Source organism: Arthrobacter sp. H5 (assembly GCF_000520595.1).
Lineage (GTDB): Bacteria > Actinomycetota > Actinomycetes > Actinomycetales > Micrococcaceae > Arthrobacter_D.
This window is the reverse complement of sequence record NZ_KI914978.1, coordinates 285,883-312,702: the sequence shown is the minus strand read 5'-3', so window position 1 is coordinate 312,702 and position 26,820 is coordinate 285,883. Positions and strand designations below refer to the sequence as shown.

General features: G+C 61.2%; 19 protein-coding genes, 1 tRNA gene and 6 pseudogenes. 14 read left to right on the top strand and 12 right to left on the bottom strand.

The window, feature by feature from the left end; all coding sequences use genetic code 11:
- The first annotated feature begins 74 nt into the window (after positions 1–74).
- From gltB to pyk, 3 genes are all read left to right on the top strand, one after another.
- A complete protein-coding gene (gene gltB / locus Y708_RS0103255; RefSeq protein ID WP_028278819.1) occupies positions 75–4,670 on the top strand; it encodes a glutamate synthase large subunit in 4,596 nt (1,531 codons plus the stop codon).
- Positions 4,663–6,120 carry a glutamate synthase subunit beta gene (locus tag Y708_RS0103250; RefSeq protein WP_028278818.1) on the top strand — a complete coding sequence of 486 codons (1,458 nt, stop codon included), beginning with the start codon at positions 4,663–4,665 and terminating at the stop codon, positions 6,118–6,120. Before gltB ends, Y708_RS0103250 begins: the two co-directional genes overlap by 8 nt.
- 73 nt (positions 6,121–6,193) lie before the next feature.
- Positions 6,194–7,687, top strand: a complete 1,494-nt coding sequence (pyk, locus tag Y708_RS0103245; RefSeq protein ID WP_028278817.1) for a pyruvate kinase — start codon at positions 6,194–6,196, stop codon at positions 7,685–7,687.
- Positions 7,688–7,777: 90 nt separating this feature from the next.
- Here pyk and Y708_RS0103240 read toward each other — a convergent pair whose 3' ends face one another.
- The gene (locus tag Y708_RS0103240) at positions 7,778–8,380 is read right to left on the bottom strand and encodes an ANTAR domain-containing response regulator (protein ID WP_028278816.1); all 603 of its coding nucleotides are present in this window, start codon (positions 8,378–8,380) and stop codon (positions 7,778–7,780) included.
- A 149-nt stretch (positions 8,381–8,529) separates the two neighbouring features.
- On the opposite strand from Y708_RS0103240, the gene Y708_RS0103235 reads away from it, so the two are divergent.
- A tRNA-Leu gene (locus Y708_RS0103235) sits at positions 8,530–8,611 on the top strand.
- Positions 8,612–9,051: 440 nt separating this feature from the next.
- Here the strand turns inward: Y708_RS0103235 and Y708_RS0103230 are convergent.
- The 3 genes and pseudogenes from Y708_RS0103230 to Y708_RS30305 all read right to left on the bottom strand — a co-directional run.
- Positions 9,052–9,267, bottom strand: a pseudogene (locus Y708_RS0103230) (transposase); the annotation flags it as partial.
- Complete coding sequence (locus Y708_RS30310; RefSeq protein ID WP_028278814.1) at positions 9,225–9,662, bottom strand: helix-turn-helix domain-containing protein; 438 nt, start codon at positions 9,660–9,662, stop codon at positions 9,225–9,227. The pseudogene Y708_RS0103230 and the gene Y708_RS30310, both read right to left, overlap by 43 nt.
- Positions 9,663–9,714: 52 nt before the next feature.
- Positions 9,715–9,902: pseudogene (locus tag Y708_RS30305) on the bottom strand (IS256 family transposase); the annotation flags it as partial.
- A gap of 139 nt (positions 9,903–10,041) precedes the next feature.
- Here Y708_RS30305 and Y708_RS30720 point away from each other — a divergent pair.
- The 3 pseudogenes from Y708_RS30720 to Y708_RS28010 all read left to right on the top strand — a co-directional run.
- Positions 10,042–10,203, top strand: a pseudogene (locus Y708_RS30720) (ISL3 family transposase); the annotation flags it as partial.
- Positions 10,204–10,208: 5 nt separating this feature from the next.
- A pseudogene (locus tag Y708_RS30715) lies at positions 10,209–10,403 on the top strand (transposase); the annotation flags it as partial.
- Positions 10,404–10,535: 132 nt separating this feature from the next.
- A pseudogene (locus tag Y708_RS28010) lies at positions 10,536–10,749 on the top strand (hypothetical protein); the annotation flags it as partial.
- Here Y708_RS28010 and Y708_RS0103205 read toward each other — a convergent pair.
- From Y708_RS0103205 to Y708_RS0103195, 3 genes are read right to left on the bottom strand one after another with little or no spacing between them, the layout of a single operon-like run.
- Positions 10,733–11,752: a YeiH family protein gene (locus tag Y708_RS0103205; RefSeq protein ID WP_051478501.1), complete on the bottom strand. Its 1,020-nt coding sequence runs from the start codon at positions 11,750–11,752 to the stop codon at positions 10,733–10,735. The pseudogene Y708_RS28010 and the gene Y708_RS0103205 overlap by 17 nt on opposite strands.
- A gap of 2 nt (positions 11,753–11,754) precedes the next feature.
- Entirely contained in the window at positions 11,755–12,471 is a 717-nt protein-coding gene (locus Y708_RS0103200; protein WP_035775040.1) for a cysteate racemase, read from the bottom strand.
- Positions 12,464–12,919, bottom strand: coding sequence for a pyridoxal-phosphate dependent enzyme (locus Y708_RS0103195; RefSeq protein WP_216699714.1), 456 nt, complete (start codon positions 12,917–12,919; stop codon positions 12,464–12,466). The genes Y708_RS0103200 and Y708_RS0103195 overlap by 8 nt, the downstream gene beginning before the upstream one ends.
- Before the next feature lie 1,442 nt (positions 12,920–14,361).
- Between Y708_RS0103195 and Y708_RS0103180 the strand changes: the two genes are divergently transcribed.
- The 3 genes from Y708_RS0103180 (at position 14,362) to Y708_RS0103170 (ending at position 15,295) form a co-directional block, all read left to right on the top strand.
- Entirely contained in the window at positions 14,362–14,649 is a 288-nt protein-coding gene (locus Y708_RS0103180) for a hypothetical protein (RefSeq protein WP_028278807.1), read from the top strand.
- 74 nt (positions 14,650–14,723) lie between these two features.
- Positions 14,724–14,930, top strand: a complete 207-nt coding sequence (locus Y708_RS0103175) for a ribbon-helix-helix protein, CopG family (RefSeq protein WP_253905665.1) — start codon at positions 14,724–14,726, stop codon at positions 14,928–14,930.
- The gene (locus Y708_RS0103170) at positions 14,927–15,295 is read left to right on the top strand and encodes a type II toxin-antitoxin system death-on-curing family toxin (RefSeq protein WP_028278805.1); all 369 of its coding nucleotides are present in this window, start codon (positions 14,927–14,929) and stop codon (positions 15,293–15,295) included. The genes Y708_RS0103175 and Y708_RS0103170 overlap by 4 nt, the downstream gene beginning before the upstream one ends.
- 437 nt (positions 15,296–15,732) lie before the next feature.
- Here the strand turns inward: Y708_RS0103170 and Y708_RS22515 are convergent, their stop codons facing one another.
- Positions 15,733–16,944 (bottom strand): cation:proton antiporter, encoded by a 1,212-nt coding sequence (locus Y708_RS22515; RefSeq protein ID WP_253905664.1) that lies wholly within the window; start codon positions 16,942–16,944, stop codon positions 15,733–15,735.
- A 1,319-nt stretch (positions 16,945–18,263) separates the two neighbouring features.
- Here Y708_RS22515 and Y708_RS0103150 point away from each other — a divergent pair.
- Both Y708_RS0103150 and Y708_RS0103145 read left to right on the top strand, forming a co-directional pair.
- The gene (locus Y708_RS0103150) at positions 18,264–18,806 is read left to right on the top strand and encodes a PadR family transcriptional regulator (RefSeq protein WP_028278804.1); all 543 of its coding nucleotides are present in this window, start codon (positions 18,264–18,266) and stop codon (positions 18,804–18,806) included.
- Between the two features lie 5 nt (positions 18,807–18,811).
- The gene (locus Y708_RS0103145) at positions 18,812–20,524 is read left to right on the top strand and encodes an ABC1 kinase family protein (RefSeq protein WP_028278803.1); all 1,713 of its coding nucleotides are present in this window, start codon (positions 18,812–18,814) and stop codon (positions 20,522–20,524) included.
- 267 nt (positions 20,525–20,791) lie between these two features.
- Here Y708_RS0103145 and Y708_RS22510 read toward each other — a convergent pair whose 3' ends face one another.
- A complete protein-coding gene (locus Y708_RS22510; protein WP_155853642.1) occupies positions 20,792–21,151 on the bottom strand; it encodes a hypothetical protein in 360 nt (119 codons plus the stop codon).
- A 63-nt stretch (positions 21,152–21,214) separates the two neighbouring features.
- Here Y708_RS22510 and Y708_RS0103140 point away from each other — a divergent pair, with 63 nt between their 5' ends.
- Positions 21,215–22,201 carry a glycosyltransferase family protein gene (locus tag Y708_RS0103140; protein ID WP_216699713.1) on the top strand — a complete coding sequence of 329 codons (987 nt, stop codon included), beginning with the start codon at positions 21,215–21,217 and terminating at the stop codon, positions 22,199–22,201.
- Between the two features lie 40 nt (positions 22,202–22,241).
- Here Y708_RS0103140 and Y708_RS0103135 read toward each other — a convergent pair whose 3' ends face one another.
- From Y708_RS0103135 to Y708_RS0103125, 3 genes and pseudogenes are all read right to left on the bottom strand, one after another.
- Complete coding sequence (locus Y708_RS0103135; protein WP_028278801.1) at positions 22,242–22,862, bottom strand: L-threonylcarbamoyladenylate synthase; 621 nt, start codon at positions 22,860–22,862, stop codon at positions 22,242–22,244.
- Between the two features lie 31 nt (positions 22,863–22,893).
- Positions 22,894–23,522 (bottom strand): annotated as a pseudogene (locus tag Y708_RS22505) (alpha/beta family hydrolase).
- Positions 23,523–23,549: 27 nt separating this feature from the next.
- On the bottom strand, positions 23,550–24,038 hold the full coding sequence (locus Y708_RS0103125) for a hotdog fold thioesterase (protein WP_028278800.1): 489 nt from the start codon (positions 24,036–24,038) through the stop codon (positions 23,550–23,552).
- Between the two features lie 19 nt (positions 24,039–24,057).
- Here Y708_RS0103125 and polA point away from each other — a divergent pair, with 19 nt between their 5' ends.
- Positions 24,058–26,799, top strand: a complete 2,742-nt coding sequence (gene polA, locus Y708_RS0103120; protein ID WP_028278799.1) for a DNA polymerase I — start codon at positions 24,058–24,060, stop codon at positions 26,797–26,799.
- Positions 26,800–26,820: the final 21 nt, after the last annotated feature.

Sequence of the window (26,820 nt, the reverse complement as noted above, 5' to 3'; positions counted from 1 at the left end):
TTCCTCCCGTAGGTCACGCCCGGGGCCAAGGCTGTCCCCTCCCACCGCTCCACTTTGGGGGAAGGACTCTACCTATGACTGCACCCAATACCGGCACTACGCCGGACCGCTCCGGGATTGAATCGCCGTTTTCACGTTTCGCGGCATACCCGGAGGCTTCAGGGCTCTATAACCCGGAGAATGAAAAAGACGCCTGCGGGCTGGCCGTCATTGCCACGCTGCGCGGTGAACCAGGCCATGACATCGTTGACGCCGCATTGACTGCTCTCCGCAACCTTGAGCACCGGGGAGCCGTGGGCGCTGATGAAGGCACCGGAGACGGTGCAGGTCTCCTGACCCAGGTTCCCGACGAGTTCTTCCGGGCAGTTGTCGACTTCGAACTTCCGGCCGCAGGCTCCTACGCCGTCGGCACAGCCTTCCTCCCGGCTGAAAAGGGTGAGGAATTCACCGCCCGCGCAGGCGTGGAATCGATCGCCGAGTCGGAGGGCCTCCAGGTCCTTGGATGGCGTGAGGTTCCCATCACGGCCGATCTTGTGGGTGCCATGGCCCGCGCGTGTATGCCGCACTTTGTCCAGCTCTTCCTCAGCCCTGTTGACGGCAACGCCGCAGATCTCGATGCCAAGGCCTTTCGCGTGAGGAAGCGGGCGCAGAATAAGCACGGCGTGTACTTCCCCTCGCTGTCATCCAAGACCATGGTTTACAAGGGAATGCTCACCACGGCGCAGCTGGAGCCCTTCTACCCGGACCTGTCCGATCCCCGATTCAAGACCAAACTAGGCATTGTCCACTCGCGTTTCTCCACCAACACCTTCCCCTCGTGGCCGCTGGCTCAGCCCTTCCGCGCCATTGCCCATAATGGCGAGATCAACACTGTCAAGGGAAACCGCAACTGGATGCGGGCCCGCCAGTCCCAGCTGTCGCATCCCCTCCTCGGAGACGCGCCCGAGGAACTGTTCCCCATCTGCACTCCCGGCGCTTCCGATTCAGCGTCGTTCGATGAAGTGGCCGAGCTGCTGATGCTGTCCGGCCGCCCGATCACGCACGCCATCATGATGATGATCCCGGAGGCGTGGGAGAACCACACGTCCATGGACTCTGCCCGGCGGGCCTTTTACCAGTACCACTCCATGCTGATGGAGCCATGGGACGGCCCGGCCGCGGTTTCTTTCACCGACGGCAGGCTCGTTGGAGCCGTTCTTGACCGCAACGGATTGCGCCCCGCCCGTTACTGGGTGATGGAAGACGGCCTCGTGGTGCTCGCCTCCGAAGTGGGCGTCATCGACATCGAACCCTCCAAGGTGGTCCGCAAAGGCCGGGTCTCGCCCGGCAAGATGTTCCTGGTGGACACCGAGGATGGCCGCCTGATCGAGGACCAGGAGGTCAAGGCGGAGATCGCATCGGCCAACCCGTGGGGTGAATGGGTCAAGGAAAACCTCTTTCATCTGGAAGACCTGCCTGACCGTGAGCATGTGGTCCACACCAAGGCCTCCATCAACCGCAGACAGCGCACCTTCGGCTACACCCAGGAGGAATTGCGCATCCTGCTGGGCCCCATGGCCAAGGCCGGTGCCGAACCACTCGGAGCGATGGGTTCCGACACACCGGTCGCTGTCCTCTCGAAGCGGCCGCGCCTCCTGTTCGACTATTTCATCCAGTCCTTCGCCCAGGTGACCAATCCGCCGCTTGACGCGATCCGTGAAGAGCTGGTGACTTCAATGCGGGCATCCATCGGCCCCAACGGCAACCTGCTGTCGGCGAAGCAGGTGCACGCCAAGCAGGTGGGCCTCGCCTTCCCGGTCATCAACAACGACGAGTTGGCCAAGATCGCCAACCTCAGGAACGACGACGGCGACCGCGTCAGCATCAAGGTCCGCGGACTATACCGTGTGGACGGCGGTGAACCGTCCCTTCGCGCCCGGCTGGCCGAGATCTGCGAACAGGTTTCCAGCGCGATCAACCGCGGGATTCAGTACGTGGTTCTTTCCGACCGTGACTCCAACGCCCAATGGGCCCCCATCCCGTCCCTGCTGCTGACCAGCGCCGTGCATCATCACCTGCTGAAGAGCGCCAACCGGACGAAGACCTCCCTGGTGGTTGAAGCAGGTGACGTGCGTGAAGTACACCACGTGGCCGTATTGATCGGCTACGGGGCCTCGGCCGTCAACCCGTACCTTGCTATGGAGAGCTGCGAGGAACTGGTCCGCAACGGCGACGTTGTTGGGGTCAGCGCCGAGCAGGCAGTGGGCAACCTCATCAAGGGCCTCGGCAAGGGTGTCCTGAAAATCATGTCCAAGATGGGCATCTCCACGGTGGGCTCCTACTGTGGTGCGCAGACCTTCGAAGCACTGGGCCTGGCACAGGAGCTGGTGGACGAATACTTCCACGGCACCCAGACTCAGCTCGGCGGTGTGGGGCTCGACGTCGTGGCGGCCGAGGCTGCCGCGCGGCACGAGAGTGCCTACCCGCAGGACGGCATCGAAGATCCGCACCGCAGCCTCGACAACGGCGGGGAGTACCAGTGGCGCAGGGAGGGCCCTCCGCACTTGTTCAATCCGGAGACGGTTTTCCGGCTGCAGCACGCCACGCGCGAGCGCCGGTATGACATCTTCAAGGCCTACACCAAAGGCGTGGATGACCAGTCCAAGGACTTAATGACTCTCCGAGGGCTGCTCAAATTCACGGAGGGACTGCGCCCGGCAGTGCCGCTGGATGAGGTGGAGCCGGTGTCGAGCATCGTGAAGCGGTTCTCCACCGGTGCCATGAGCTATGGCTCAATCTCCAAGGAAGCCCATGAGACCCTCGCGATCGCGATGAACCGGCTGGGCGCGAAATCCAACACCGGCGAGGGTGGCGAGGATGTTGACCGGCTTCTTGACCCGGAGCGGTGTTCCGCGATCAAGCAGGTTGCCTCGGGCAGGTTTGGCGTCACCAGCCTGTACCTCACCAACGCCGAGGATATCCAGATCAAGATGGCCCAGGGTGCCAAGCCCGGCGAGGGCGGCCAGTTGATGAGTCAGAAGGTCTACCCGTGGGTTGCCCGCACCCGGCATTCCACCCCGGGCGTTGCACTCATTTCGCCGCCACCGCACCATGACATCTACTCCATCGAGGACCTCGCACAGCTTATTTACGATCTGAAGCGTGCCAATCCTTCCGCCCGCGTGCACGTCAAGCTGGTCTCTGAAGTGGGGATCGGCACGGTGGCAGCGGGCGTGACCAAGGCGAAGGCCGACGTCGTACTCATTTCCGGGCACGACGGCGGTACGGGCGCCAGCCCGCTCAACTCACTGAAGCACGCGGGCGTTCCCTGGGAACTGGGACTTGCCGAGACGCAGCAGACGCTGATGCTCAATGGTCTCCGCGACCGCGTGGTGGTGCAGGTCGATGGTCAGCTGAAGACTGGCCGCGACGTGGTAATTGCTGCCCTGCTCGGCGGCGAGGAGTTTGGCTTCGCCACAGCCCCGCTGGTTGTTTCAGGCTGCATCATGATGCGGGTATGCCATTTGGACACCTGTCCGGTGGGCGTGGCCACCCAGAATCCCGAATTGCGTAGCCGGTTCAGTGGAAAGCCGGAATTTGTCGTCAACTTCTTCGAGTTCCTGGCGGAGGAGGTCCGGGAAATCCTGGCCGGGCTCGGGTTCCGCTCGCTGGACGAGGCGATCGGGCACAGCGAGTTCCTCGACGCCAAGAAGGCGATTGACCACTGGAAAGCCGACGGACTGGACCTCGATCCGATTTTGCGCGGCAACGAGTTTGGCCAGGACGAGCCGTTGCGCAATATGAACAAGCAGAACCATGAGCTTGACCAGCACTTCGACAACAAGCTCATCGAGATGAGCGCCGACGCGCTGTTCCACCGCGCACCGGTCCGCATCTCGGTGGACGTCGTGAATACCGACCGCTCCGTGGGCACCATGCTTGGCCACGAGGTGACCCGCCGGTTCGGCGTGGATACGCTGGCCACCGATACCATCGATGTGACCCTCACGGGGCAGGCCGGTCAATCGCTCGGGGCGTTCCTTCCGGCCGGTATCACCCTGCGTTTGTTCGGCGACTCGAACGACTACGTGGGCAAGGGGCTCTCCGGTGGTCGGATCATCGTCCGGCCGGACCGCTCCAACATCTTTGCAGCCGACCGGAATGTGATTGCAGGCAACGTCATTGGCTACGGGGCCACCAGCGGGGAGATCTTCCTCCGCGGACAGGTCGGCGAACGCTTCCTGGTCCGGAACTCCGGTGCAACAGCGGTTGTGGAAGGTATTGGTGATCACGGCTGCGAGTACATGACGGGTGGCCAGGCGCTCATCCTTGGGCGGACCGGACGAAACTTTGGCGCCGGCATGTCCGGAGGAACCGCCTATGTGATTGATCTGGACCGCGAGAAGGTCAACGTCCAGGCCCTGGACAGCGGTGAGCTCAAGCTCGTGGAGCTCGATGCCGAGGACGTGGAGATTGTCCGTCAGCTGCTGATCCGGGATCTTGAGGAAACCGAATCGACCCTTGCTGCAAAACTCCTTGAGGATTTCGAGGGTACGGTGAACCGCCTCACCAAGGTGCTGCCCCGGGATTTTGCCGCCGTGGTGGATGCCAGGGCCGCTGCCATCGACGAGGGGCTTGACCCCGATGGTGAAGAAGTCTGGACGAGGATTTTGGAGGTTACCGGTGGCTGATCCACGCGGATTCATGAAGGTACGCGAACGTCAGACCCAGCCGCGCCGCCCGGTTCCAGTGCGCATCATGGACTGGAAGGAAGTGTACGAGGCGCAGGAAAAGGGTGTTCTCAAGAGCCAGGCCGGGCGATGCATGGACTGCGGAATCCCGTTCTGCCACCAGGGCTGCCCGCTTGGAAACCTGATCCCGGAATGGAATGACCTGGTGCGTCGGGACAAGGGCCGCGAAGCGATTGACCGGCTGCACGCCACCAATAACTTTCCGGAGTTCACTGGACGGCTGTGCCCGGCCCCGTGCGAAGCGTCCTGCGTGCTGGGTATCAACCAGCCGCCGGTCACGATCAAGCAGGTCGAAGTTTCGATCATCGACGAGGCCTTTGAGAACAACTGGGTGCACGCCCATCCGCCGGAGAGGCTGACAGACAAGACCATCGCCGTCGTCGGATCCGGTCCTGCGGGACTCGCTGTCGCCCAGCAACTGACCAGAACCGGCCACACCGTTGCCGTCTACGAGCGCGACGACAAAATCGGCGGCCTGCTGCGATATGGCATCCCCGATTTCAAGATGGAGAAGGAACTGCTGGACCGCAGGCTGGACCAGATGCGCTCCGAAGGTACCCGGTTCCGGGCCGGTGTGGACGTGGGCAGGGATATCAGCTGGGACCAGCTGCGGCGCAGGTACGACGCCGTCGTCGTCGCTACGGGTGCCACAGTGCCCCGCGACCTGCCTATCCCCGGGCGGGAGCTTCAGGGGGTTCACTTCGCGATGGACTACCTGGTGCAGGCCAACCGCGCTTCTGCCGGAGAGACCGTCGAGAATCAGATCGATGCGCGCGGAAAGCATGTGGTGATTCTTGGCGGCGGCGACACTGGGGCCGACTGCCTCGGCACTGCCCACCGACAGCAGGCCGCGTCCGTCACCACCCTCGCGATTGGGAACCAGCCTCCGGCGGAACGGGCCGCACACCAGCCGTGGCCAACCTTCCCAACTCTGTTTGAGGTGGCCAGCGCCCACGAAGAAGGCGGTGAACGCACCTATCTTGCGTCCACGGTCGGCTTTGCAGGAGAGGACGGTACGCTCACCGCCATTGAGGTCGCCGAAACGGAATTTGTCGATGGACGCCGCGTCCCGAAGTCGGGTACCGAGCGGCGGATCCCCGCGGACCTGGTCCTCCTGTCGCTGGGATTCACCGGGGCGGAACCGGCCGGCATCGCGGAGCAGGTCAACGCAGCGTTCGACGAGCGCGGCAACGTTGGTCGGGACGATTACTACATGACCAACACACCAGGAATCTTCGTGGCAGGCGATGCAGGCCGCGGACAATCACTCATTGTCTGGGCCATCGCAGAGGGCCGCGCCTGCGCGGCGGCGGTGGACCAATGGCTGATGGGGGAGACCAAGCTGCCTGCACCGGTGGCTCCAACCGACCGCGCCATGGACGTGCTGTAGACATTGCAGATGCCAGGCGTGCAGCTTTGAGACCCGCAGAATCCAGACACTACAACACGACTAGGCTAGGTTTATGAGACGCGCAAAAATTGTTGCAACGTTCGGTCCGGCGATCGCAAGTTATGAGAACACGCTTGCCGTTCTTGAAGCGGGCGTTGACGTGGCACGGATGAACATGAGCCACGGTGACCATACCGTGCACAACCAGACGTATGAGTTTGTCCGGAAGGCTGCGGCGGAACTCGGGCGGCCGGTAGGCATCTTCGCCGACCTCCAGGGTCCCAAGATCCGGCTTGGGCGGTTTGCCGACGGGCCCCACGTACTCCTTCCTGGTGACGTTTTCACCATCACCACAGAGGATATTCAGGGCACCCAGCTGATCTGCTCCACAACGCACCTCGGTCTGCCCCAGGACGTCAGGGTGGGTGACAGCCTGCTGATCGATGACGGCAAGGTTGCGCTCCGTGCAACTGAAGTCGACGACGTCAAGGTGGTCACCGAGGTGACCGTTGGCGGTGCGGTGTCGAACAACAAGGGCATCAACCTGCCCGGCGTCGCCGTAAACGTGCCGGCGCTCAGCGATAAGGATGAGGCCGACCTGCGTTGGGCGATCCAGCGCGGAGTGGACATGGTCGCCTTGTCCTTCGTGCGGAACGCCGAGGATGTTCAGCGCGTCCACGAGATCATGGACGAAGAGGGCCGCAGGGTCCCCGTCATCGCCAAAATCGAAAAGCCACAGGCCGTCGACGCAATAGAGGAAATCATCGACGCGTTTGACGCCATCATGGTGGCCCGTGGAGACCTGGGCGTTGAACTCCCGCTGCAGGATGTTCCGATTGTTCAGAAGCGCGCCATCGAGTTGGCCCGCCGCTGGGCAAAGCCGGTTATTGTGGCCACTCAGGTACTGGAATCCATGATCGAGAATCCGAGGCCCACCCGCGCCGAGGCTTCCGACTGCGCCAACGCAGTGCTTGACGGTGCTGACGCCGTCATGCTGTCCGGTGAAACCAGTGTCGGAAAGTACCCGATCGACACGGTCCGCATCATGGCCGAAATCATCGAATCCACGGAAAAGCACGGACTGGACCGTGTGCCGCCCCTGGGCAGCAAGCCCAAGACACGCGGCGGTGCCATCACGCGGGCGGCAGTTGAAATTGCAGACCAGCTCGATGCCAAGTACATCTGCACGTTCACGCAGTCCGGTGACTCCGCGCGCAGGCTTTCCCGGCTGCGCCCCACCAAGCCGGTGTTCGCGTTTACGCCAGTGCAGTCCACCCTCAATACCATGGCCATGATCTGGGGCATTCAGCCGCTGCTCGTTGAGTTTGCCGAGCACACCGACCAGATGACTGCCCAGGTGGACCGGGTGCTGTTTGAACAGGGCCTGGTTGAACCGGACGACTTGGTGGTCATTGCCGCCGGTTCCCCTCCAGGCCAGGCGGGCTCGACCAACTCGATCAAGGTCCACAAGGTGGGCGACATTGCCGATGCCGGGCAGCTACCCGATGGCTACACCCCAAACAAGGAAAAGGTCGGTCCCTGGCCGGTCAAAGCCAAACACAAGTAGCAAAATCACCAGGTAAGACAGAAGGGTCCCGCCATCAGTGGCGGGACCCTTCTGCTATGTCGGGACCCCTCTGCTATGTCGCTGAGCCGCTCAGTTCACCTGGTTGATAATGGTTTCGGCCACCTCGCGCATGCTCAGGCGGCGGTCCATCGAGGTCTTCTGGATCCAGCGGAAGGCTTCCGGTTCGGTGAGGCCCATTTTGGTGGTCAGCAGGCTCTTGGCGCGCTCTACGAGCTTGCGGGTGGCGAATTGCTCTTGCAGGTCCGAGACCTCATTCTCAAGCGCCTTGATTTCCTCGTGGCGGGAGAGCGCGATTTCAATGGCCGGGATGAGATCGGCCGGGGTAAAAGGTTTAACAACGTAGGCCATCGCGCCAGCATCGCGCGCCCGCTCAACGAGTTCCTTCTGACTGAAGGCTGTAAGCAGCACCACCGGCGCAATGCGCGCCTTGACGATCTGTTCTGCGGCCGTGATGCCGTCCATGACCGGCATCTTCACGTCCATGAGGACAAGATCCGGCTTGTATTCCTTAGCCAGTTGCACGGCCTTCTCGCCATTGTCCGCTTCGGCGACCACATCGTAGCCTTCGCCGCGAAGGATTTCCACGATGTCGAGGCGGATGAGCGTCTCATCCTCAGCAACAATGACGCGCCGTGCCGGGCTCGAAGTGGGTGACTCGTGGGATTCAGACACTGATGGCTCCTTGTTGAAATGCGTCTCTACATCGACCGGGCGTACAGCCCGTGGCCGGTTGACTGAAACAGCCTATCGGCATGTAGAGTGGATTCGCGCACTGGGCCCCACTGTGAGTCACGTATCTCACGTTTCGGGTCGCAGGCATTGCCCGAATGGCGGAATTGGCAGACGCGCTGCACTCAAAATGCAGTATCGAAAGGTGTGTGGGTTCGAGTCCCACTTCGGGCACCGTGTTTCCCCAAGTCAGAGGTCTTTCATCCTCTGGCTGTGCACAAACGGCTGCAGCTGTGTGTGCTGGTTTGGGTTACTGGTGGTCGTTTCTGTGGCTGGATGCCTCCTCTTCCTCATGAAGCCCGCGGTCGGGGATTCTTACTATTTCATGGGCGAGTGTTGTCATAGCCCCATGACTAGGTTGAAGTCTGATTGTGTGTTCCTGAACCTCGCTGTGTGCGAAGCAGCCCGGGGGCGAAGCAAACTGCAGGTGCAATGCTGCTCGGGAAACCCGGAGTTCTCGGCGATCGCGGTCCGGGTGCTTCGCCCCTGAGGATTACCGCGACCACGGCAGGGACTAACTTTTCGGGAAAGGCCCTGGGCAGGATGAACATCCATCCAACCGCGCGGCTTTTCCTCACAGGTCAAAGTGTCAAGCAAACATTCAGCAGTCCCTAGATCTGAGCGAAATGCGCACTGATCTCACCGGTCGTCAGACCATTCGCGTACAACGAGAGCACCGCCTCCTCGACCCGGTTCAGCCGGCGTTGGCGCTTCTTCACGATCTGTGGCTCGAATGAACCGTCCCGATCCCTCGGAACCTCGATGGTGGCTTCGCCCGTCGCTTCAGTCAGCACGGTCTTCGAGCGCGTTCCGTTCCGGATGTTCCCCGAAGTGCGGTCGGGGTCAGTGCGATTGGCCCGGGGACAGCGGCTGATCTGCGTGGGGACCAATGGGAGATTCCCAGTTCCGCCGGCGGCTTCCCGTCGTTGGTCAGGGTTTCGGCAATCAGCGCCAGCTCATCAATCACCGGTTCCTGGCCCGGACAGGCCATGTCCTTAAGCCCCTCGATCCCATCCCGGGCATAGCGGTTACGCCACTTCAGTACCGTCGTGGCGGTAATCCGGTGGACTTCTCGATCTGGACATTCGGCAGCACGTCGGCAGCCAGCAAAACGGTCCTCGCCCGCAGGGCCATCGTCGCCGAGGTGGGACTTACCCTGCGTCAGCGCCTCCAGCCGCTTCCGGTCACCCTCACGCAGTACAAGCGCCTTCGGCACATCAACCATGCTTCAAGTCTGACGGCCCACCAAACCCAAATGAATCAACGACACGCTGCACCAGGTGCTCAGTGAGCTCCTCGTTCAGGGCGGTCTCGAGCACATTCTTCGTGACAACTTCAACAAACCATCGGGGCCAGTCAACGCGAGGCCCTGTTCTTTGGCCAAGCGCACGAGTTCAGCTGCAGCCTCCGCGGATCGATCTTCCTTCGGTTGATTCTCCGGATTCACAACATCAAGTGTCCTCATCACGGCGCCTTCCCGCCACGCTCACACGCGGCGCGTCAGGCCAGAAACACCGTTCAATCCACAGTCCCACCGATATCGGCATAATGCCTTCCATGTCGTGAAGTTGTGTGGGTAGGCCGTCGATGAGGTACGCCGCCGCGTGCAGCAGGACACCCTCGGGCACTGCGGACGCAAGGGCGATCCGCTTTACGGCATCCGCCGCACCCTCCAATCCGGGGCCGAGCACCTCACCGACAAACAGATCGTACGACTGAATGCGAAACCCACTGCCGGAGACCCAGGCCATGAAGTGACCCTGGACTGGCAGTGCTACCAGCAGCTGCGGTCGATCTATACGTCGGCCCCGAGAAAGGCAGGGCGTTGGTCGCCGAGGTACTCACCGCTTTCCCGACCTGCCCGATTCCTGAGATCGCCCGCCTCGGCCGGAACCTGCGCAGTTGGAAGAGCGCGACTCTGGCCTGCTTCGACACCGACGGGCCTACCGAAGCCATCAACGGAGTCATCGAAACCACCCGTTGGATCGCCCGAGGCTTCCGCAACTTCACCAACTACAGACTCAGATGCCTACTCGCCGCCGGCGGCCACCGCCTCTACCGAACCAACCGGCGACCCATGCTTGAATGCGAAGGGCCGGATTTCTTTTAAACCAAGGATGGGCGGGTGGTGATCAACGAAATTAACACCATACCCGGCTTCACGCCGACGTCGATGTATCCGCATGTGGGCCAAGTCCGGCATCGGGTACACCGAGCTAATCGACGAGCTGATTTATCTTGCCCTGGCCCGCAAGACCGGCCTGCGGTCACTGCGGGGGGATGCTCATATTTGGGTCACAGCTGTCCGGTGAGGAGCTGAATTCCGACAGCGCTGACGGCAACAAGCACCCACAGAATCCCGCCGAGGGCCAGCGGCCTCCATCCTGCTTCCCGCATCGCTGCGATTGGTGTACTCAGGCCGACGGCGGACAGAGCAACCGCGGTGAAAAATGCTGCCCATGAGTTGAGGTGTTCTTGTAGGAAATCCGGGATGAACCCCACCGTATTCAGCGCTGCGGCTAGAAGGAACAAGAGCAGGAATGGCGGCACAAGTCGTGTCCAAGCCAGCGCACCGGACGAACCGCCATCAGACGCCTCCGCCGTACGAGAGTGGCGCCAGGCATGTCCAATGGAAATGGGGATAATCATAAGTGTTCTTGTAAGTTTTACAACCACTGCCTGTGACGTCGCGATGGCACCGTAGATGGTGGCCGCGGCCACCACAGAAGAGGTGTCATTTATCGCAGTTCCCGCCCAAAGCCCAAACGACTCTTGGGACATCCCCAAGATGTTTCCGACGGCGGGAAACAGCAACACCGCGAGTATGTTGTAGACGAAAATTACCGTCACTGAGATCGCGATCGCGGTTTGTGAAGCACCAATGACAGCGCTGATGGTGGCGATGGCTGATGCGCCACAAATCCCAGTGCCAACGGTGATCAATGTGCGGGTGTCAAAGCCGATCCGAAGCCATTTGCCGATAAATGGTCCTGCCACCATGGCGAGTGTCAAGGTGCCGAGCATGACTGGCAGCGCGGACCATCCGATGATCGCTATCTGGTTCAGCGCCAGCCCGGCACCGAGAAGGACTACAGCAGCTTGAAGGACCGTCTTAGCAGAGAACTTGATCCCGGGCTCAAGACTTCGACGCTCGCCGAGAAAGCGCCGTGTCAGTACGCCAAGTGCGATGCCGAAAACGGGCCCGCCGATAGCTGGCACCAACATTCCAAGGCCGGCAGCGATAAGACCGAGGAGCGTGCACAATGCCAGTCCGGTCCATATTGTTCCACGGTTTATCAGAAAATTGACCGGCATGATTACGCTCCGCACATGCGCGCCCGTTCTACTGTCTTGAGCGCCAATACCTGGGACGGATCGATGATGCACATTTCGCTGTTGAGGCCCTCGAGCAGCACCGAAATTTCTGTGCACCCGACTACTACGGTCGATACTCCGTTTGCCTGTAATTCAGTCAATAATGGTCCGACCTGTTCACGCTCGTCTGGTCCCACCTCGCCCGCTTTTACGCCATAGACCAGCTTCATCAGCGTTTTCTGCGATGATTCCGACGGGAGTATTGGTTCGATGCCGGCTGCCTGAAGCGCCGCCTGATACACCTCGGACGCCAGCGCACCGTCGGTCGCGAGCAAACCGACCTTTGTCACCGGTCCGCGCTGGCAAATAGCTTTGATAGTTGTGTCGATGATGTTGATGAACTCGATGCTCTTACCTTCGAGGACACCCGGTAGGAAAGCGTGAATGGTATTGCAAGGGACGACGATGATCTCGGCGCCGCTTCGCAGAATGTGTTCGACGCCTTCTTCTAGCCAGGGGGTCGGATCCGCACCATTGTGCAGGAGTGCCTCCTGTCTATTCGGTACGGTGGGATCCGCCCACATGACTACACGCAAATGGTCCTGATCACGCGTTGCCGGAGTCGCCAGAATCAGCTTCTGATAAAAGTCGGCCGTCGCAGCTGGCCCCATCCCGCCCAAAATTCCGACAATTCGGGACGGCTGTGCTTGCTTAGGCATTCGTCTCGGCGAGCACTTCATTGGGGTAGGCATAAATGGCAGGAGCACCGCCGGTGTGGATGAACAGCACATTACTGTCCCGTTCCAACGCCCCTTCACGGATAAGGCCGATGAGGCCGGCTGCGGTTTTGCCGGTGTAGACGGGGTCCAGGAGGATCCCTTCCACTCGTGCGAAAGTCTGAATCGCCGCAGTCATTTCGGTCGTAGGAAGCGAGTAGCCGGGGCCCACAAATTCGTCTCTGACCGTAATCTCCTCGAAGGGAATCTCAAGGTTGGCACCTGCCAATTCGGAGGTCGCATTCGCAAGAGCATGGATTTTAGCTTCCTGGGGCGCCTTCTCGGCTCGAACGCTAATGCCGGTGGCCTTCGGCGCCCTGCGCGACGTCAGCGGCAGTTGGACGCTCTCGTTGACCATCACCGCCGCATTGATGGTCGTTCTGTGCGTCACCGCCGTATTGTCGGGCCGGAACCGCGTGATAGGCGAAGAACACCGCACCGGGGGTCCAGGTCCAGTGCCTGCGAGCTAAGTACGCAGATAGTCCACCCCTGGGAAGCACCAAATACTGTTATCGTCGCAGAACCGTCCTAAGCGACGGTCTGACGAGCGGCAGGAGCTCCGGCCATCTTCCTGAGGGCCGTTCCGCCGTCTGCTGACTTTCGCCTCAATTACAGCGACAGGGGTCAGCGGCATGCCGGGAGTGTCAGCCGAGTCGCCCGCTGTTTAGACGCCAGGATTTGTGGTGCTCTGGAGGTGCCGCTCCGAGATTGAGCCGGGACAGGTTCGGGGCTGGCCGGCGCCGTGGACGACGAGGTCAGCTTCAATTGTCGACGGACTGCCATCCTTTTCGACGTGTACTTGATGTCCGGTACCGGCTCTGACCATGCTGGTGATGCTCGCGCCGCTATGTACTTCGACTCCTTCCGCCGTGCCGCGTGATTAGTAGTTCGACAAGATCCGTGTCGAATGTTTTCAACGGGCGGGTACCGCGATCGACAGTGAGCGTGGAGCTTCCCGCGCGGGCGGCGTTGTGAGCGAATTCAAACGAGACGAAACCGCCGCCAACGAAGATGATCCGGGAGGAAGGCTCTGAAGTTTGAGAAAGTCGGTGCTATCAATCAATCAGGTGGTCTTCGCCGCCCCGGCGAAGTCGACGCCTGTGGGACCAGCAAGAAGACGGCCTAAAACTCGGTACGGTTCATAACGCCGGTGGTCCTGCGTTTCTGCTCTCGGCAGCCTCTCGGCACCATCTGGGCGCGTCGCTGGACTGGCGTGCAGAACGTCAGTCCTGATTTCAGCGGCAACGAATAGCGCGCGATAGACGGCGGCCGGATAGTACTTCGTCGGACCGCCTGGTGGTGCTCTTGGCCGCCTCCCGCACCTCGCTCGTAATCCCCGACGCCGTCATCGGTTCGAGCCGTTTGGGCGTGGGATCGGAGGGAAGGCCGTCTGCGAGGCGATGCAGGTCTCCGAGAAGTGTCCACTCCAAAGAGGAGACGGCCTATGCAACCTCACCAATGCGCGCGAGATATTCCACCTCGGGAAGAGCGGTGATCAATCGTTCCATGCGAGGAGCTTACTTGGGTGGGCAGTCCCCATCGTGGTAGTAGTACTAACAATATGTAATGACGTGACTATCACTGTCACTAAGGATTCGTCGGAGGCTATGATGGCAGAGAGCGCTGAGGACTGGGTGTATGCCGCCGCTGTCGGTGCGGCTGAGCCATGAACAATTCGCCGGGTCCTAGATCTACGACATATCGCCCGGAAAACCTCATGACCGCCGCACAACAGACTGTTTTTAGCGGACCGATTGCCGGGCAGTGGTGGCCCGGCCAAAAAGCTCTACGCGGAATAGCTACTCTTCTCGATTTACTCCCTTCGGAGGCACAATGAACATCCGCCCACTCGCTCCTGCGCTGATCGTACTGTCCACTCTGATCACCACCCTATTCGGTGTAACGGCCGCCGCCGCCGAGGGACCGAGACCAGGCTGCGGCTACGGCGACACAAACCATGCACATCAAGCTGCCCCGGGCCGCGATCCGCTGAATCTTCGCCCCGGCAACGGCTCCGGCGACCAAAACCACCCACACACCGCCCCGCCCGGTCAGGCACCGGAAGACGGCGGCGACCAAAGCGGGCCCATGCGCGGCTGTCCAGCAGAGACGCCCAGCTGACAAGGCTGATGGCGGCTTTGCCAGCAGCGAATTGTCGCCACTGCCCGAGGGTACCGTTTTGGTACCATTAGGTTATGGCTATGAATTTGCGGGTTCCTGAAGATCTCGACCGCCGGCTCGATGAGCTGGCAGCTGAGGTGCACACTTCCAAGTCAGCGCTGCTTCTCCAAGGTGCCGAGTTGGTTCTCCAGCGCCATGACCGCGGCCGTGACATCGACGCGGGGTTGGATTTTGTTGCGACCCATGATGCCGAGCTGCTGACGCGACTTGAGGATGCATGAGTTCGTATCTCACCATTGAGGACGCACTGCGGGTTGTTGACCGCTATGGGTTTCACATTGGGGATGTTGGGCTCCTCGCGTCCGCTTTGGCCCGCCCGGGAACAACCGTCATGGGCGCTGAGGTCTATCCCGAGCTGCCTATGAAGGCTGCGGCCGTGTTGGAGTCGGTGGCCCGGTTCCATCCACTTGTCGATGAGAACAAGCGAACAACGTGGACGCTCATGGTGCTGATGCTGTGGATCAACGGATACCGCCACGACTTCACCACCGATGAGGGCTTCGACCTGGTCGTGGGAGCGGCGTCCGGCAAGGTGGAATTGCGGGATGCCGCCTTAGTGATTTCCCGGCATATGGTTCCACGCTAAGCCTGCCCAGAACACCAATAATGGGGGTGAGCACAATGTGCACACTTTCGGACTCGGATTGGGTTGTACTGGTGCAGACTGCGCCGGATTGGGCATTTTTTCGGGAGTTCCCAGTGTTTGCAAGGGGTGGAAGCCGGTTCGAGTCCCACTTCGGGCACCGTGTTCCCCCTTGTCAGGGGGCTCTTTGGTCCTCTGACTGTGCACAACGGCCTACAGGTGTGCGCGCGTGTGTGCCGGTTCTGGTCGCGTACCATGACCCGCAGATCCTACGGATTCCACACCCACAAGCCGCGCCGGCCCTCATCAATCTCGCCTGCGGACCAGTGGAAACCAAACTCCGATACCAGAGATAGTCGCACCCCCACTCACTTCAGAGAGTCCTTTTTACCCACATCAATCTGATCGTCGACGCCATCTCCCCGCCTGAGGCAACTGAGTTAGCGTGGAGCTTCAGGAAGGGGTGGTGAGCCATCCCGGCGGTTTTTATCGCCGAATCGCTGGGCGATGAGGACGTCGGTTGAGGAGTGGGCGAGGATCGAAATGACGATGACCAAAGCGGTGAGGTGAAAGAGTTCATTCGCTTGGGCTATGTCGGACTGCAGGACCAGGAGACCGTAGACAACGGAGGCGAATCCTTTCGGACCGAACCACATAGCTGCGAGCCGCTGTTGTGCAGGTAGACGGGATCCGAGAAAAGATACCAACAGGGCCAGTGGTCGGGCTGCGATGAGGGCCAGTACTGCGAATACCCATCCGGTCAATGGGATTTCTTGGAACAGGAAGCTTGGTGTGATTAGTGCACCGAATACCAGTATCGCCGCGAGCTTCAACAACTCGGTGGCGAGTTCTCCAAATTGTTCGAATTCCTCCCGGAGTTCCGGACTATATGTTGCGACCGTGATTCCGGCACTGAATGCCCCGAGGAACAGATTGGCATGGGTTGCAGTACAGATGGCAAGCACCAACAAACCAATTGCCACCGCCAGCAACGGTTGTAGCCGTTTCTCCGCTTTCAGGAACGGGAGTCTCTCAAGGCCGAGGACGATCAGCGGAACAAAGACTCCCACTGTGATGCCCAACACTATCTCTTCGACGAGTTGCGGTCCCTCGGCATCGGTGCCTCCTGCTGCGGCCAGGAGGATAAGCACAATCGGCAGCGCCAATCCATCATTGACACCGGATTCAACGTTGAGCAGGTGTCGTAGACGCCCTGGCACTTCTTCTCTTCCAACAATCGCGGAAGCGAATACCGGATCCGTCGGTGCGAGGATGGCACCGAGGAGGAAGGACTCCAGCCAGGGCAGACCCGCTACGTAATGGGCAAGCACCGCGGTAATCAGCAAGGTCAAGGGCAGCCCGAGCAGCAGTGCGCGTCCGGGCAACCGCCATGCGGCACGCAGGTCCTTGAGTCCTATGCGCATGCCGTCGGTGAATAGGACCGAGAATAGGGCTAGTTCCGCGAGGGTCTCCACCAGCGGGTCCCCGGATTCTACTGGGATAATCCCGAGCATTCCCTGGCCTAGGGCGAAGCCGCCGAGCAGGAACAGCACAGCGGTGGAAAGGACGGTCCGGCTGGCGCGCTCGGAGATCAGCACACCAATCATCAGCAGTACGGCGAAGGAGAGAAGAAGAGCGTCCGGCATTTCCATGGAGTGAAATCCGCGTTACTGCGCGACGATGAAAGCTTGGGGTGCGGATTGATTCATCCTGGTTTTCAGCCAGCATAGCTGCGGAGCAAATTCGGCGTCCCAGCGCTGTGCGGGGTGAGGGAGCTCAGGGCCGGCGACTGCCTGATAGGGATCGATGGCTGGTTCTGGAATGCCGTTCATTGAGATTTCCCTTCCGGATTTCTTCTACGATCAGATGATTGGAATGTCCCTGCTTTCTTCTTCATACTTGTCCAAGGTCCCCTGATGGTCCGATCCGATGCTCTGGAAGTGGTGGTCTGTCCCCACCGGTTCCTGGCGCGTCGTAGAGCGGTGGTGAGGCCTCTGATCGCTGACCGGGACCAGGCCCGTGCGGGGTCAGCGGGGTGCGAGCCCTGCACAGGGGGAGTATCAGATAAGGCCTCGGTGCCGGCATGCGTAGTGATATGCAATTCGCGCCCTGCCGGCGTACGCAATTCCGTCTCGGCTGCTTGCAGCGCTGCAGCGCCGATGACGTATGGATGACCAAGAGCAGCGGCGGCTACGACTGATTCCATCCACGGTCCAGGTCCTTCTGGGACACTACGCCGTGCCAGTTCCTGCTGGAGTATTTCCCTGATCTCTTCAGCGCCAAGGCCTTCGGCGCGGGCAGCAACATTCAAAATTGCCAGTTGTCTGGAGACGTTGCGTCCATGGGGAGCGCTCATCTTAAGGCCGCTCTAAGCCCGGAAGCGCTATGTCGGTGCAGTTTCGGATCAGCGGTGATGGAGTTTGCTCCGCGATCCGTGATGAGAACGCAGAACTTTACATCCATAGGTTCGGTGTCGCAGAGAACGGCGAGCACCTCACTAAAACCGGCCGCAGTCTGCTCTTACCATCCATGAAAACGACATCTCTCATTTTCACAACGCTATCTCTGCAACTACCGCCCGTCTATCCCCCAGGGCCATTTCAAAGTCCGGCGAGATGCATTGGTCCGCGGTACGAACGGCGTCGCGGCTTTCAATCAAGGAGAACCCCTGTTTCCCATTGCCAGGACTCTTTGGTCCTCTGACTGTGCACAAACGGCCTGCAGGTGTGCGTGCGTGTCTCTGTTGCTGGTGATCGTTTTCTGTGGCTGCGTTGCCCCCTTCTTGTGAAGCCCACGGCCCCCAGACAGATCCCGGATTCGGCGTGACCGACCAGGCCCGATACCTCCCCTGGCACATACGATCGTGCATCGCGGACCTCTCCGTCAGCTTCTCGCATTGTTGAGTTTTGCGTGTATCGAGCTGTATCGTTGACTATCGTTATATATCGTTGAGAATTACGAAGGAGACATGATGCGGAATTCATACCCGGCGGGCGGATTTGGCGGCAACAACATCGACGGCATGTGGCAGGCCGTAGAGGACTTGCGTTCAAGGTTTGAGAAGCGCGCGGGTACCCGCGCGGGTCGAGGCGAGGTGCGGTCGGCGGTGCTGACCCTGCTCGCGGAGCGGCCTATGCACGGCTACCAGATCATCCGCGAAATCGAGGAGCGCAGCGGTGGCAGTTGGAAGCCGAGCGCCGGCTCCGTCTACCCAACGCTGCAGCTGCTGGCCGATGAGGGATTCATCAGTGCCGAGGAATCCAACGGCCGCAAGATTTACTCGCTGACCGAAGCAGGCCGGGAGGATGTAGCGGGTGCCGATGCGTCAGCGCCATGGGAGTCAACGGGGTCGGCATCAGGCACCGGATTCGCGGCGCTGCCCAAGGCTGGCGTCGAGCTCGCGCAGGCGGCAGCGCAGGTGGGTCGCACCGGCTCGCCGGAGCAGGTGCAGGAGGCCGTGAAGGTGCTCAACGATGCACGTCGTCGGCTGTACTCGATCCTTGCCCAGGACTGACGGGCGTGACGTCGGTTCTTCGGAACCGAGCAGATCCGTTGCCCGGCGCCGTGGACACCCGTGCCCGTTACCGTCGCATCCTGCGGTTCGCCGCATGGCATCTCGCGGTGACCTGGTGGTTTGAGCTGTTCCTCCCGCGCATCGGGCTGGACAGGATTGCCGAGCGCACCCGCACAAGGAGGATGCTGGGCTTCGCTCGGCGCTTCCGTGTCCTTGCGGTGGACCTTGGCGGTCTGATGATCAAGGTTGGTCAGTTCCTATCGTCCAGGCTCGATGTGCTCCCGCCGGAGATCACCGCTGAACTGGAAGGGCTGCAGGACGAGGTGCCCCCCGTCCCGTTCCACGCAATCCGTGCCCTTGCCGAGGCGGAGCTGGGTGCGCCGCTGAACCAGGTGTTCGCTTCGGTCGAGGAGACGCCAATCGCCGCCGCATCCTTCGGGCAGGCGCACCGGGCACAGCTTCTTCACACCGATTCTGCCGACACCGGGCTCGACACCGTGGTGTTGAAGGTGCAGCGGCCGGGCATCGAGGCGATTATCGACGTCGATCTGGCCGCGCTGCGCAAAGTGGGCGGCTGGCTCAGCCACATGCGCCTCGTGTCCGATCGTGCTGACATGCCGGCACTGGTCGAGGAGTTTGCGCAGATCAGTTTAGCGGAGATCGACTACCTGCATGAGGCGGCGAATTCAGAGCGTTTTGCCGCTGATTTCGCGAACGACGACAGGGTGACTGTGCCTGGCGTCGTGTGGGAGCGGAGCACCCGCCGCGTGCTCACCCTCGAAGATGTCACGGCGATTAAGATCACAGACTCGGAGGCGCTTCGCGAGGCGGGCATCGATCCGGCGAAGGTTGCCCCGGTTTTCGCGTCTGTCATGTTCGACCAAATGTTCACGAATGGCTTTTTCCACGCCGATCCGCACCCCGGCAATATATTTGTCACTCCGATTCCCGGTTCATCCGCAGAGCGTCCTTGGAAGCTGACGTTCATCGACTTCGGCATGATGGGCGATGTTCCGCCCAGCACGCGCAGCGGTCTGCGCAAGCTGCTGATCGCCGCCGCCTCGCGTGACGGTAAGGGGTTGGTGACCGCGATCAGCGATGTGGGTGTGCTGGTTCCCTCAGCCGACACAGCCGAGCTCGAGCAGGCGATGACGCACCTCTTCGCCCGGTTCGGCGGGATGGGTTTCGCCGAGCTTCGCGAGGTGGACCCGCGGGAGTTCATTGACTTTGCGGTGGAGTTCGGTGACCTGGTTCGCTCGTTGCCGTTCCAGCTGCCGGAGAATTTCCTTCTCATCATCCGCGCGATGTCACTGACGTCGGGTGTGTGCAGCTCGCTGGATGGCCGATTTAATCTGTGGGACTCGATCGAACCCTATGCGGCGCAGCTGCTGCGCGACGAGCGCGGCAATATCGTGCAGGATATGGCTCAGCAAGCGCTCGAGGCAGCCGGGAGGGCCCTGCGTCTGCCAAACCGCCTGGATGGGCTTGTCACCCAAATCGAGGACGGTTCGCTGTCAATGGCCAACCCGCGCCTCGAACGGCAGGTGGCACGTCTTGACCGCACAGCGCAGCGATCGGCATCGGCACTGATATTCGGCGCCCTGCTCATCGCCGGTTCCGTGGTCCGGGCGGACGACACGGTGCTTGGCAGCGTGCTGATGATCGTGTCGGTGGTTCCGCTTCTGCATGGGCTATGGGTGGGGCGCCGCGGTCTTTGAGTGAGCTGGTGAGTCGAGACTCGGTTGTAAGCCTGCTGCCCACGAACCATGTCGGTAAGTTCTACGCCGAATTTTACGGGATGTTATGCAGGATCGGACAGCCGGTAGAAGTTTCAATGTTGGAGGAACATCAGCTACCCGCGGTTCCAGTGCTACGAGACTGTCTCCTGCACGCACCCCAATGGGCAGGAAGCAGCCTACTGATCAGAAGCTTTACGACTCAGTAGCTGAATTCAAGATCTGCACCCCGTCAACGCTGCGACGGCATCAGCCTGCTCTCCGGTCGTGCGTCTTGTGGCCAGCGGCGTCCGCAATAACCCGGGCGGTTCGGCGCGATGATGCGAACCCGTTGGCTCGGAAGGATTCAGGGGGAACAAGTTCCTGGTCACAGTGCCCGAGAGTTCCGTGCACGGCGAGGAGCGGCTCACCGTAACCCCGGTCGGCATACACAATTGAACCCGCAGCCGTGGTTATTGCCGGACGGTGGGTGAGGCAGGCCCGCAGGTCCTCCAGCGCCAACGGATTCGGCGTATTTGTGATACTGGCACACCCCGCGTGTCGGCAACACCCGCTCATGGCATCGCCCGTGACCCGTAGTGTTGGGGACTGGTTTGGCATGACCTTCATTGATTCCGCGAGTCCTTCGCGGTTGCAGACCTTCCATGTTTGCAGCACACTATGCTGGGCGACATGGGCAACCCGATCAGAGCACTGCACGTGCATGATGCCGCGCACGTGGGCCGCAATCTGGTCGAAACCGCCCGGAGCATGGATTATCCATGGGAGATGACCGATATCCCTTGGTATTATCGGCGGTCGTGGACGGGCTTGTTGAAGCATCCTGCCGCACGAACAAAGCCGGCGCTGTGGGATTCGACACTTGCCCTGCAGAGCGTGCGCGCCGACGTCGTGCATCTCCACACTGGAGGCCTTTCCACACACATGCGGTGGGTCCGCCGGCCATGGGTCCTGCACCTGCATGGTACGGATATCCGTACCCGCCAATATGAGGCCTCGTGGCGGCCGAAACTTCAGTACGGCACAGCGAACGCCTCCGCTGTCCTTTATGCCACACCAGATCTTCTGCCACACGTCCTGAAGCTGCGTTCAGATCCGGTGTATATGCCGATAACTGTCCGGCTGGATGAGACACCCTTCTGGTCCCCGGTCACCGACCGGGTCATTTTCGCTTCACGATGGGAGAAGATCAAGGGCGCCCCGGAACAGCTCGACACCGCACGGAGAATCAAGGCGGAGCGTCCCGGCGCGGAGCTGCTCGGCATCGATTGGGGCGACCAGACGGAGGAGGCACGCGCCGCAGGCGTGACACTGGTCCCGAAGATGAGCCGCGACGACTACAGGACCTGGCTTGCGTCAGCGTCGGCAGTGGTGGGGCAGATGACTGACATTTATGCGACCAGCGAGCTTGAGGCACTTGCGGCCGGGGTTCCCGTGGTGAGCAGCGCGGATCACAACTGGTATCCGGAGCTGAGCCACCTGTGCGGCAGGACGCCTGCTGACGTTGCTGCTGCCGCTGTGCGGGTCCTTGAGGATCCACGCCAGGCTTCCAGACGTCAGGATGGTCCCGGCTATATCGCCAAGGTGCATGACGCCGGTGTGGGTGTGCGCACTCTGCTGGCACTGTATTCGACGTTGACCGGAGGCGACCAGGGCTGACCGTAGGACAACCGGTCAGCTGTCCCTCCGGCGTCGGACACTACTCGAACCGGGAGGGATCGCCCATGCCGCGCCGCACAATCTCGGCCGAACCGCTTGAGAAATCTATTACCGTAGTGGGTTCGGCTCCGCACTCCCCGGAATCGACGACACCGTCCACCTGATGGTCCAGCAGCTCTTTGATCTCCCACCCCTGTGTGGGTGGCTCCTCCTGGTCCGGCAGCAGTAGGGTGCTGGAGAGCAGCGGTTCGCCAAGTTCCTCCAGCAGCGCCTGAACCGTTCTGTGATCGGGAATACGCACGCCCACCGTCTTTTTCTTCGGATGGAGAAGACGGCGGGGAACTTCCTTGGTGGCAGGCAGGATGAACGTGTAACTGCCCGGCGTGACCGACTTGATGCTGCGGAAGACATCGTTGTCGATGAGCACAAACTGCCCCAGCTGAGCGAAGTCCTTGCAGACCAGGGTGAAGTGGTGTTTGCTATCGAGTCGGCGGATTGAGCGGATGCGGTCGAGGGCATCCTTGTTGCCAAGCTGAGCTCCGAGCGCGTAACACGAATCCGTGGGGTAGGCGATCAGCCCCCCGGACTTCACCAGATCCACAATCTGGCCGATCGCACGGGGCTGCGGATCTTGGGGATGAACATCGAAGAATCTCGCCATGCCAAGAGCTTACGTCCGATGACGCCGATAATCAGTTCAGCGGGCTGTTCTTGGATAGATATGCGGCCGCCGGACCGGCCAGGGACGCCCCGGCGTCGGTGGCGCTGCGGCTTTCCCCGCGAATGCCAAAGGAATGATCCCCGCCCTCGATCCACTGCAGGGTTGCAGTAGTTCCTATGCGGGCCACCACTTTTTCCAGCAGCACGCCAGTTGCGAGCGGATCCCTGGTGCCCTGCAGGAAAAGCATGGGAAGCGTCAGTCCGTAGAGATGGTCAGCGCGGACCTTCTCCGGCTTACCGGGCGGATGCAGTGGGTAGCCGAGGTAGATCAGTCCGGCCGCGTCCATGCCCTCCGCGACGGCCATCGATGCCATGCGCCCGCCGAAGGACTTGCCGGCCGGCCGCTTGAGCGGCCGCGAAGCCCATAGCGGCACGCCATGCCTCGATGGCCGCCGGCGGACGATCGGGGAATTTCCTGCCCGCTTCCACGTACGGAAAATTAAAGCGGAGCGTGGCCACACCCTCCCCGCCCAGCGCGCGGGTGAAGCCCTGCACCATGAGCCACCACAATCGTTGCCCATGGACTGGTCGGTTCCGCGTACACGGCGGAGACATGGGCGTCAGCTACCGGAATGGTGACCCGCTGCTCCGGTGCGGACATGTCAATCCCCGCCCGGATTGTTCGGTGTCATGTGATGTCCCGGATGAGGTTGGTGATCCGGGCGGTGGAAAGCCGGTTTCCCGCCGCATCAGTCATCACCACTTCGTGGGTGGTCATCGTCCGTCCGAGGTGAACGGCAACCGCTGTGCCCGTGATCAGTCCTGACGAAATTGCCCGGTGGTGGGTAGCTCCGATTTCGATGCCCAGCGCCTGGCGGTTCCGGCCGGCATGAATGCCCGCCGCGAATGAGCCGAGTGTTTCAGCGAGCACCAGGTGTGCGCCGCCGTGCAGTATGCCGGCAACCTGTTCGTTGCCTTCCACGGGCATGGTGGCCACGATCTTTTCGGAGCTCATTTCCTGGAACACAATGCCCATTTTGGCTGCAAGTCGGCCGATGCCGTGTCCGGCGAGCCAGTCATGCATTTCCTTAGGTACACCCGCTGCCAGCAGTTCATCGGTGAACGGGTTGGGGGAGGCCTGCGCAGCGGAGGCGTCCGGAGTGAAATTGTCATTCATGGGAACTAGGCTGGCACCTGTGAGTCAAACAACCAAACCCGAGGTCTCGGCATCCACTGCAACCCTGACGGATCCTGCGCCGGAAGGCCGCCAGCAAAGCCGCCTCCTGGTGATCGACGGCCATTCCATGGCGTTCAGGGCTTTCTACGCTCTCCCGCCGGAAAATTTCTCCACCGACACGGGTCAGCACACCAATGCGGTCTACGGGTTCACCGCAATGCTCATCAACCTGATCAGGGATCAGGAACCCACCCATGTCGCAGTTGCCTTCGATCTGGATACGCCCACCTTCCGCGATGTGGAGTATACGGAATACAAGGCCGGGCGCTCCAAAACTCCACAGGAGTTCCACGGCCAGGTTGACCTGATCATCAAGGTGATGGAGGCCCTTCAGATTCCAACCATTTCAATGGACGGCTACGAGGCTGATGACATCCTGGCCACCCTGGCGTGCCGCGCGGCGGACAAGAAGTGGGACGTCCAATTAGTCAGCGGTGACCGGGATGTGTTTCAGCTGGTCAATGACCGGGTGACGGTGCTCTACCCGAAACAGGGCGTCACCAACATCCCGCAGATGGATGCAAGGGCGGTCGAGGAAAAGTACCTCGTTCCACCCAACAGGTACTCTGATCTGGCGGCGCTGGTGGGGGAGAGCGCTGACAACCTGCCGGGCGTTCCAGGGGTTGGCCCCAAGACGGCAGCCAAGTGGATCAAACTCTATGGTGGCCTGGATGGCATCCTTGAGAACCTTGATGCCATCGGCGGCAAGGTCGGCGACGCGCTGCGGGAGAACATCGACAGCGTCAAACGAAACCGCCGGCTCAATCACTTGCTCACCGATCTGGAGCTTCCGGTTGACCTGGATGCCATGGTGTTCCGGCAGCCCGACCGCGATGCTGTCGAGGAGCTCTTTGACGCGCTGCAATTCACCATCCTGCGCAAAAGACTGTTCGACCTCTTCGGAGAGTCGGAGGAAGAGTCCAACCATGATGAGCTGGCGCCGCCGGAGCATGTTTTCCCGGAGGACGCCGCCGCGCTGACCAGCTGGCTGAACACCACCAATCAGGCGTTGACGGCCGTCCAGCTGGTGACGCAGGCAACCACGGGAGCGGACGACGTCGTCGGGCTGGCTTTGGTAACCTCCACCGCTGCCGCTTATGTGCGGTTGGAATCACTTGACGCCGCGGCGGAGCGGGTACTGGCCGGCTGGCTGGAGGACCTCGACGCGCCCAAGGTTGTCCACGACTTCAAAGCGTCCTACAAGTTGCTCTCCGCCCGTGGGTTCAAGCTTGCCGGGGAGGTGGATGACACAGCCATCTCCGGGTATCTGATCCAGCCGGATCGGCGCAGTTATGATCTTGCGGAGCTCAGTCAGTACCACCTCCGGCTCACGGTGCCGGGCCCCGCTGTCGCCACTGGCGGCCAGTTGGCCCTCGATTTGGTGGAGCCGGACCTTGCCGGTCCTGCCGTCGTTAAGGCCTTTGCCGCCCTGCAATTGAGCGAACACTTCGCCGGACAATTGGTGGAACGCGGAGCCAACCAGCTGCTCGGTGGGCTGGAGCTGCCTTTGTCAGAGGTGCTGGCAGAGATGGAGCTCACCGGAATCGCCGTCGCGGCAGACAGTCTGGACCGTCTATTCGACGATTTTTCGGCGACCATGGCGTCAACCAGCGCCGAAGCCTTCCGGATTATCGGCAAGGAAATCAACCTGGGGTCGCCCAAGCAGCTTCAGGCGGTACTTTTCGACGAATTGGAGCTCCCCAAGACTAAAAAGATCAAGACCGGCTATTCGACTGACGCGGATGCGCTGACGGACCTCATCGTCAAGACGGGACACCCGTTCCTGGAGCAGTTGCTTGCGCACCGCGACGCATCGAAACTGCGCCAGACGGTCGAGGGCCTGCGCAAATCCGTCGCGGAGGATGGCCGCATCCACACCACGTATGTGCAGACCATTGCCGCCACGGGCAGGCTGTCGTCCATGAACCCCAATCTGCAGAACATTCCGGTCCGGTCGGATGAGGGACGCCGCATCCGCGAGGTTTTTGTGGTGGGCGCGGGTTTCGACTGTCTGATGACGGCGGACTATTCGCAGATCGAAATGCGCATCATGGCCCACCTGTCCGGGGATGACGGCCTGATTCAGGCCTTCAAGGAGGGGGAGGACCTGCACCGCTTTGTCGGCTCGCACATCTTCGGTGTGGCTCCGGAGCATGTCACCAACGCCATGCGTTCCAAGGTCAAAGCCATGTCCTATGGGCTGGTCTATGGACTGAGCTCGTTTGGCCTGTCCAAGCAGCTGGCCATTTCAGTGGATGAGGCGCGCACGCTGATGCGCGAGTATTTTGACCGTTTCGGTTCGGTGCGTGACTATCTGCGGGGGGTGGTCGAGCAGGCGCGCAAGGACGGTTTCACCTCCACCATCGAAGGCCGCCGCCGCTATCTCCCGGACCTTTCCAGCGACAACCGGCAGCTCCGTGAGATGGCCGAGCGGGCGGCGCTTAACGCACCCATCCAGGGGTCCGCCGCCGACATCATCAAGAAGGCAATGCTGGGCGTGGAGCGTGAATTGCGTGCGCAGGGACTCTCCTCGCGCATGCTGCTGCAGGTCCATGACGAACTGGTCCTCGAAATAGCGGCCGGTGAACGGGAAACGGTGGAGAAGCTGGTCCGTGCGCAGATGGCTGGAGCTGCGGAGCTTTCGGTTCCGCTGGACGTGTCGGTGGGCACGGGAGCCAGCTGGCATGAGGCCGCCCACTAGGGCGTAGCCGGAACGGTTGGG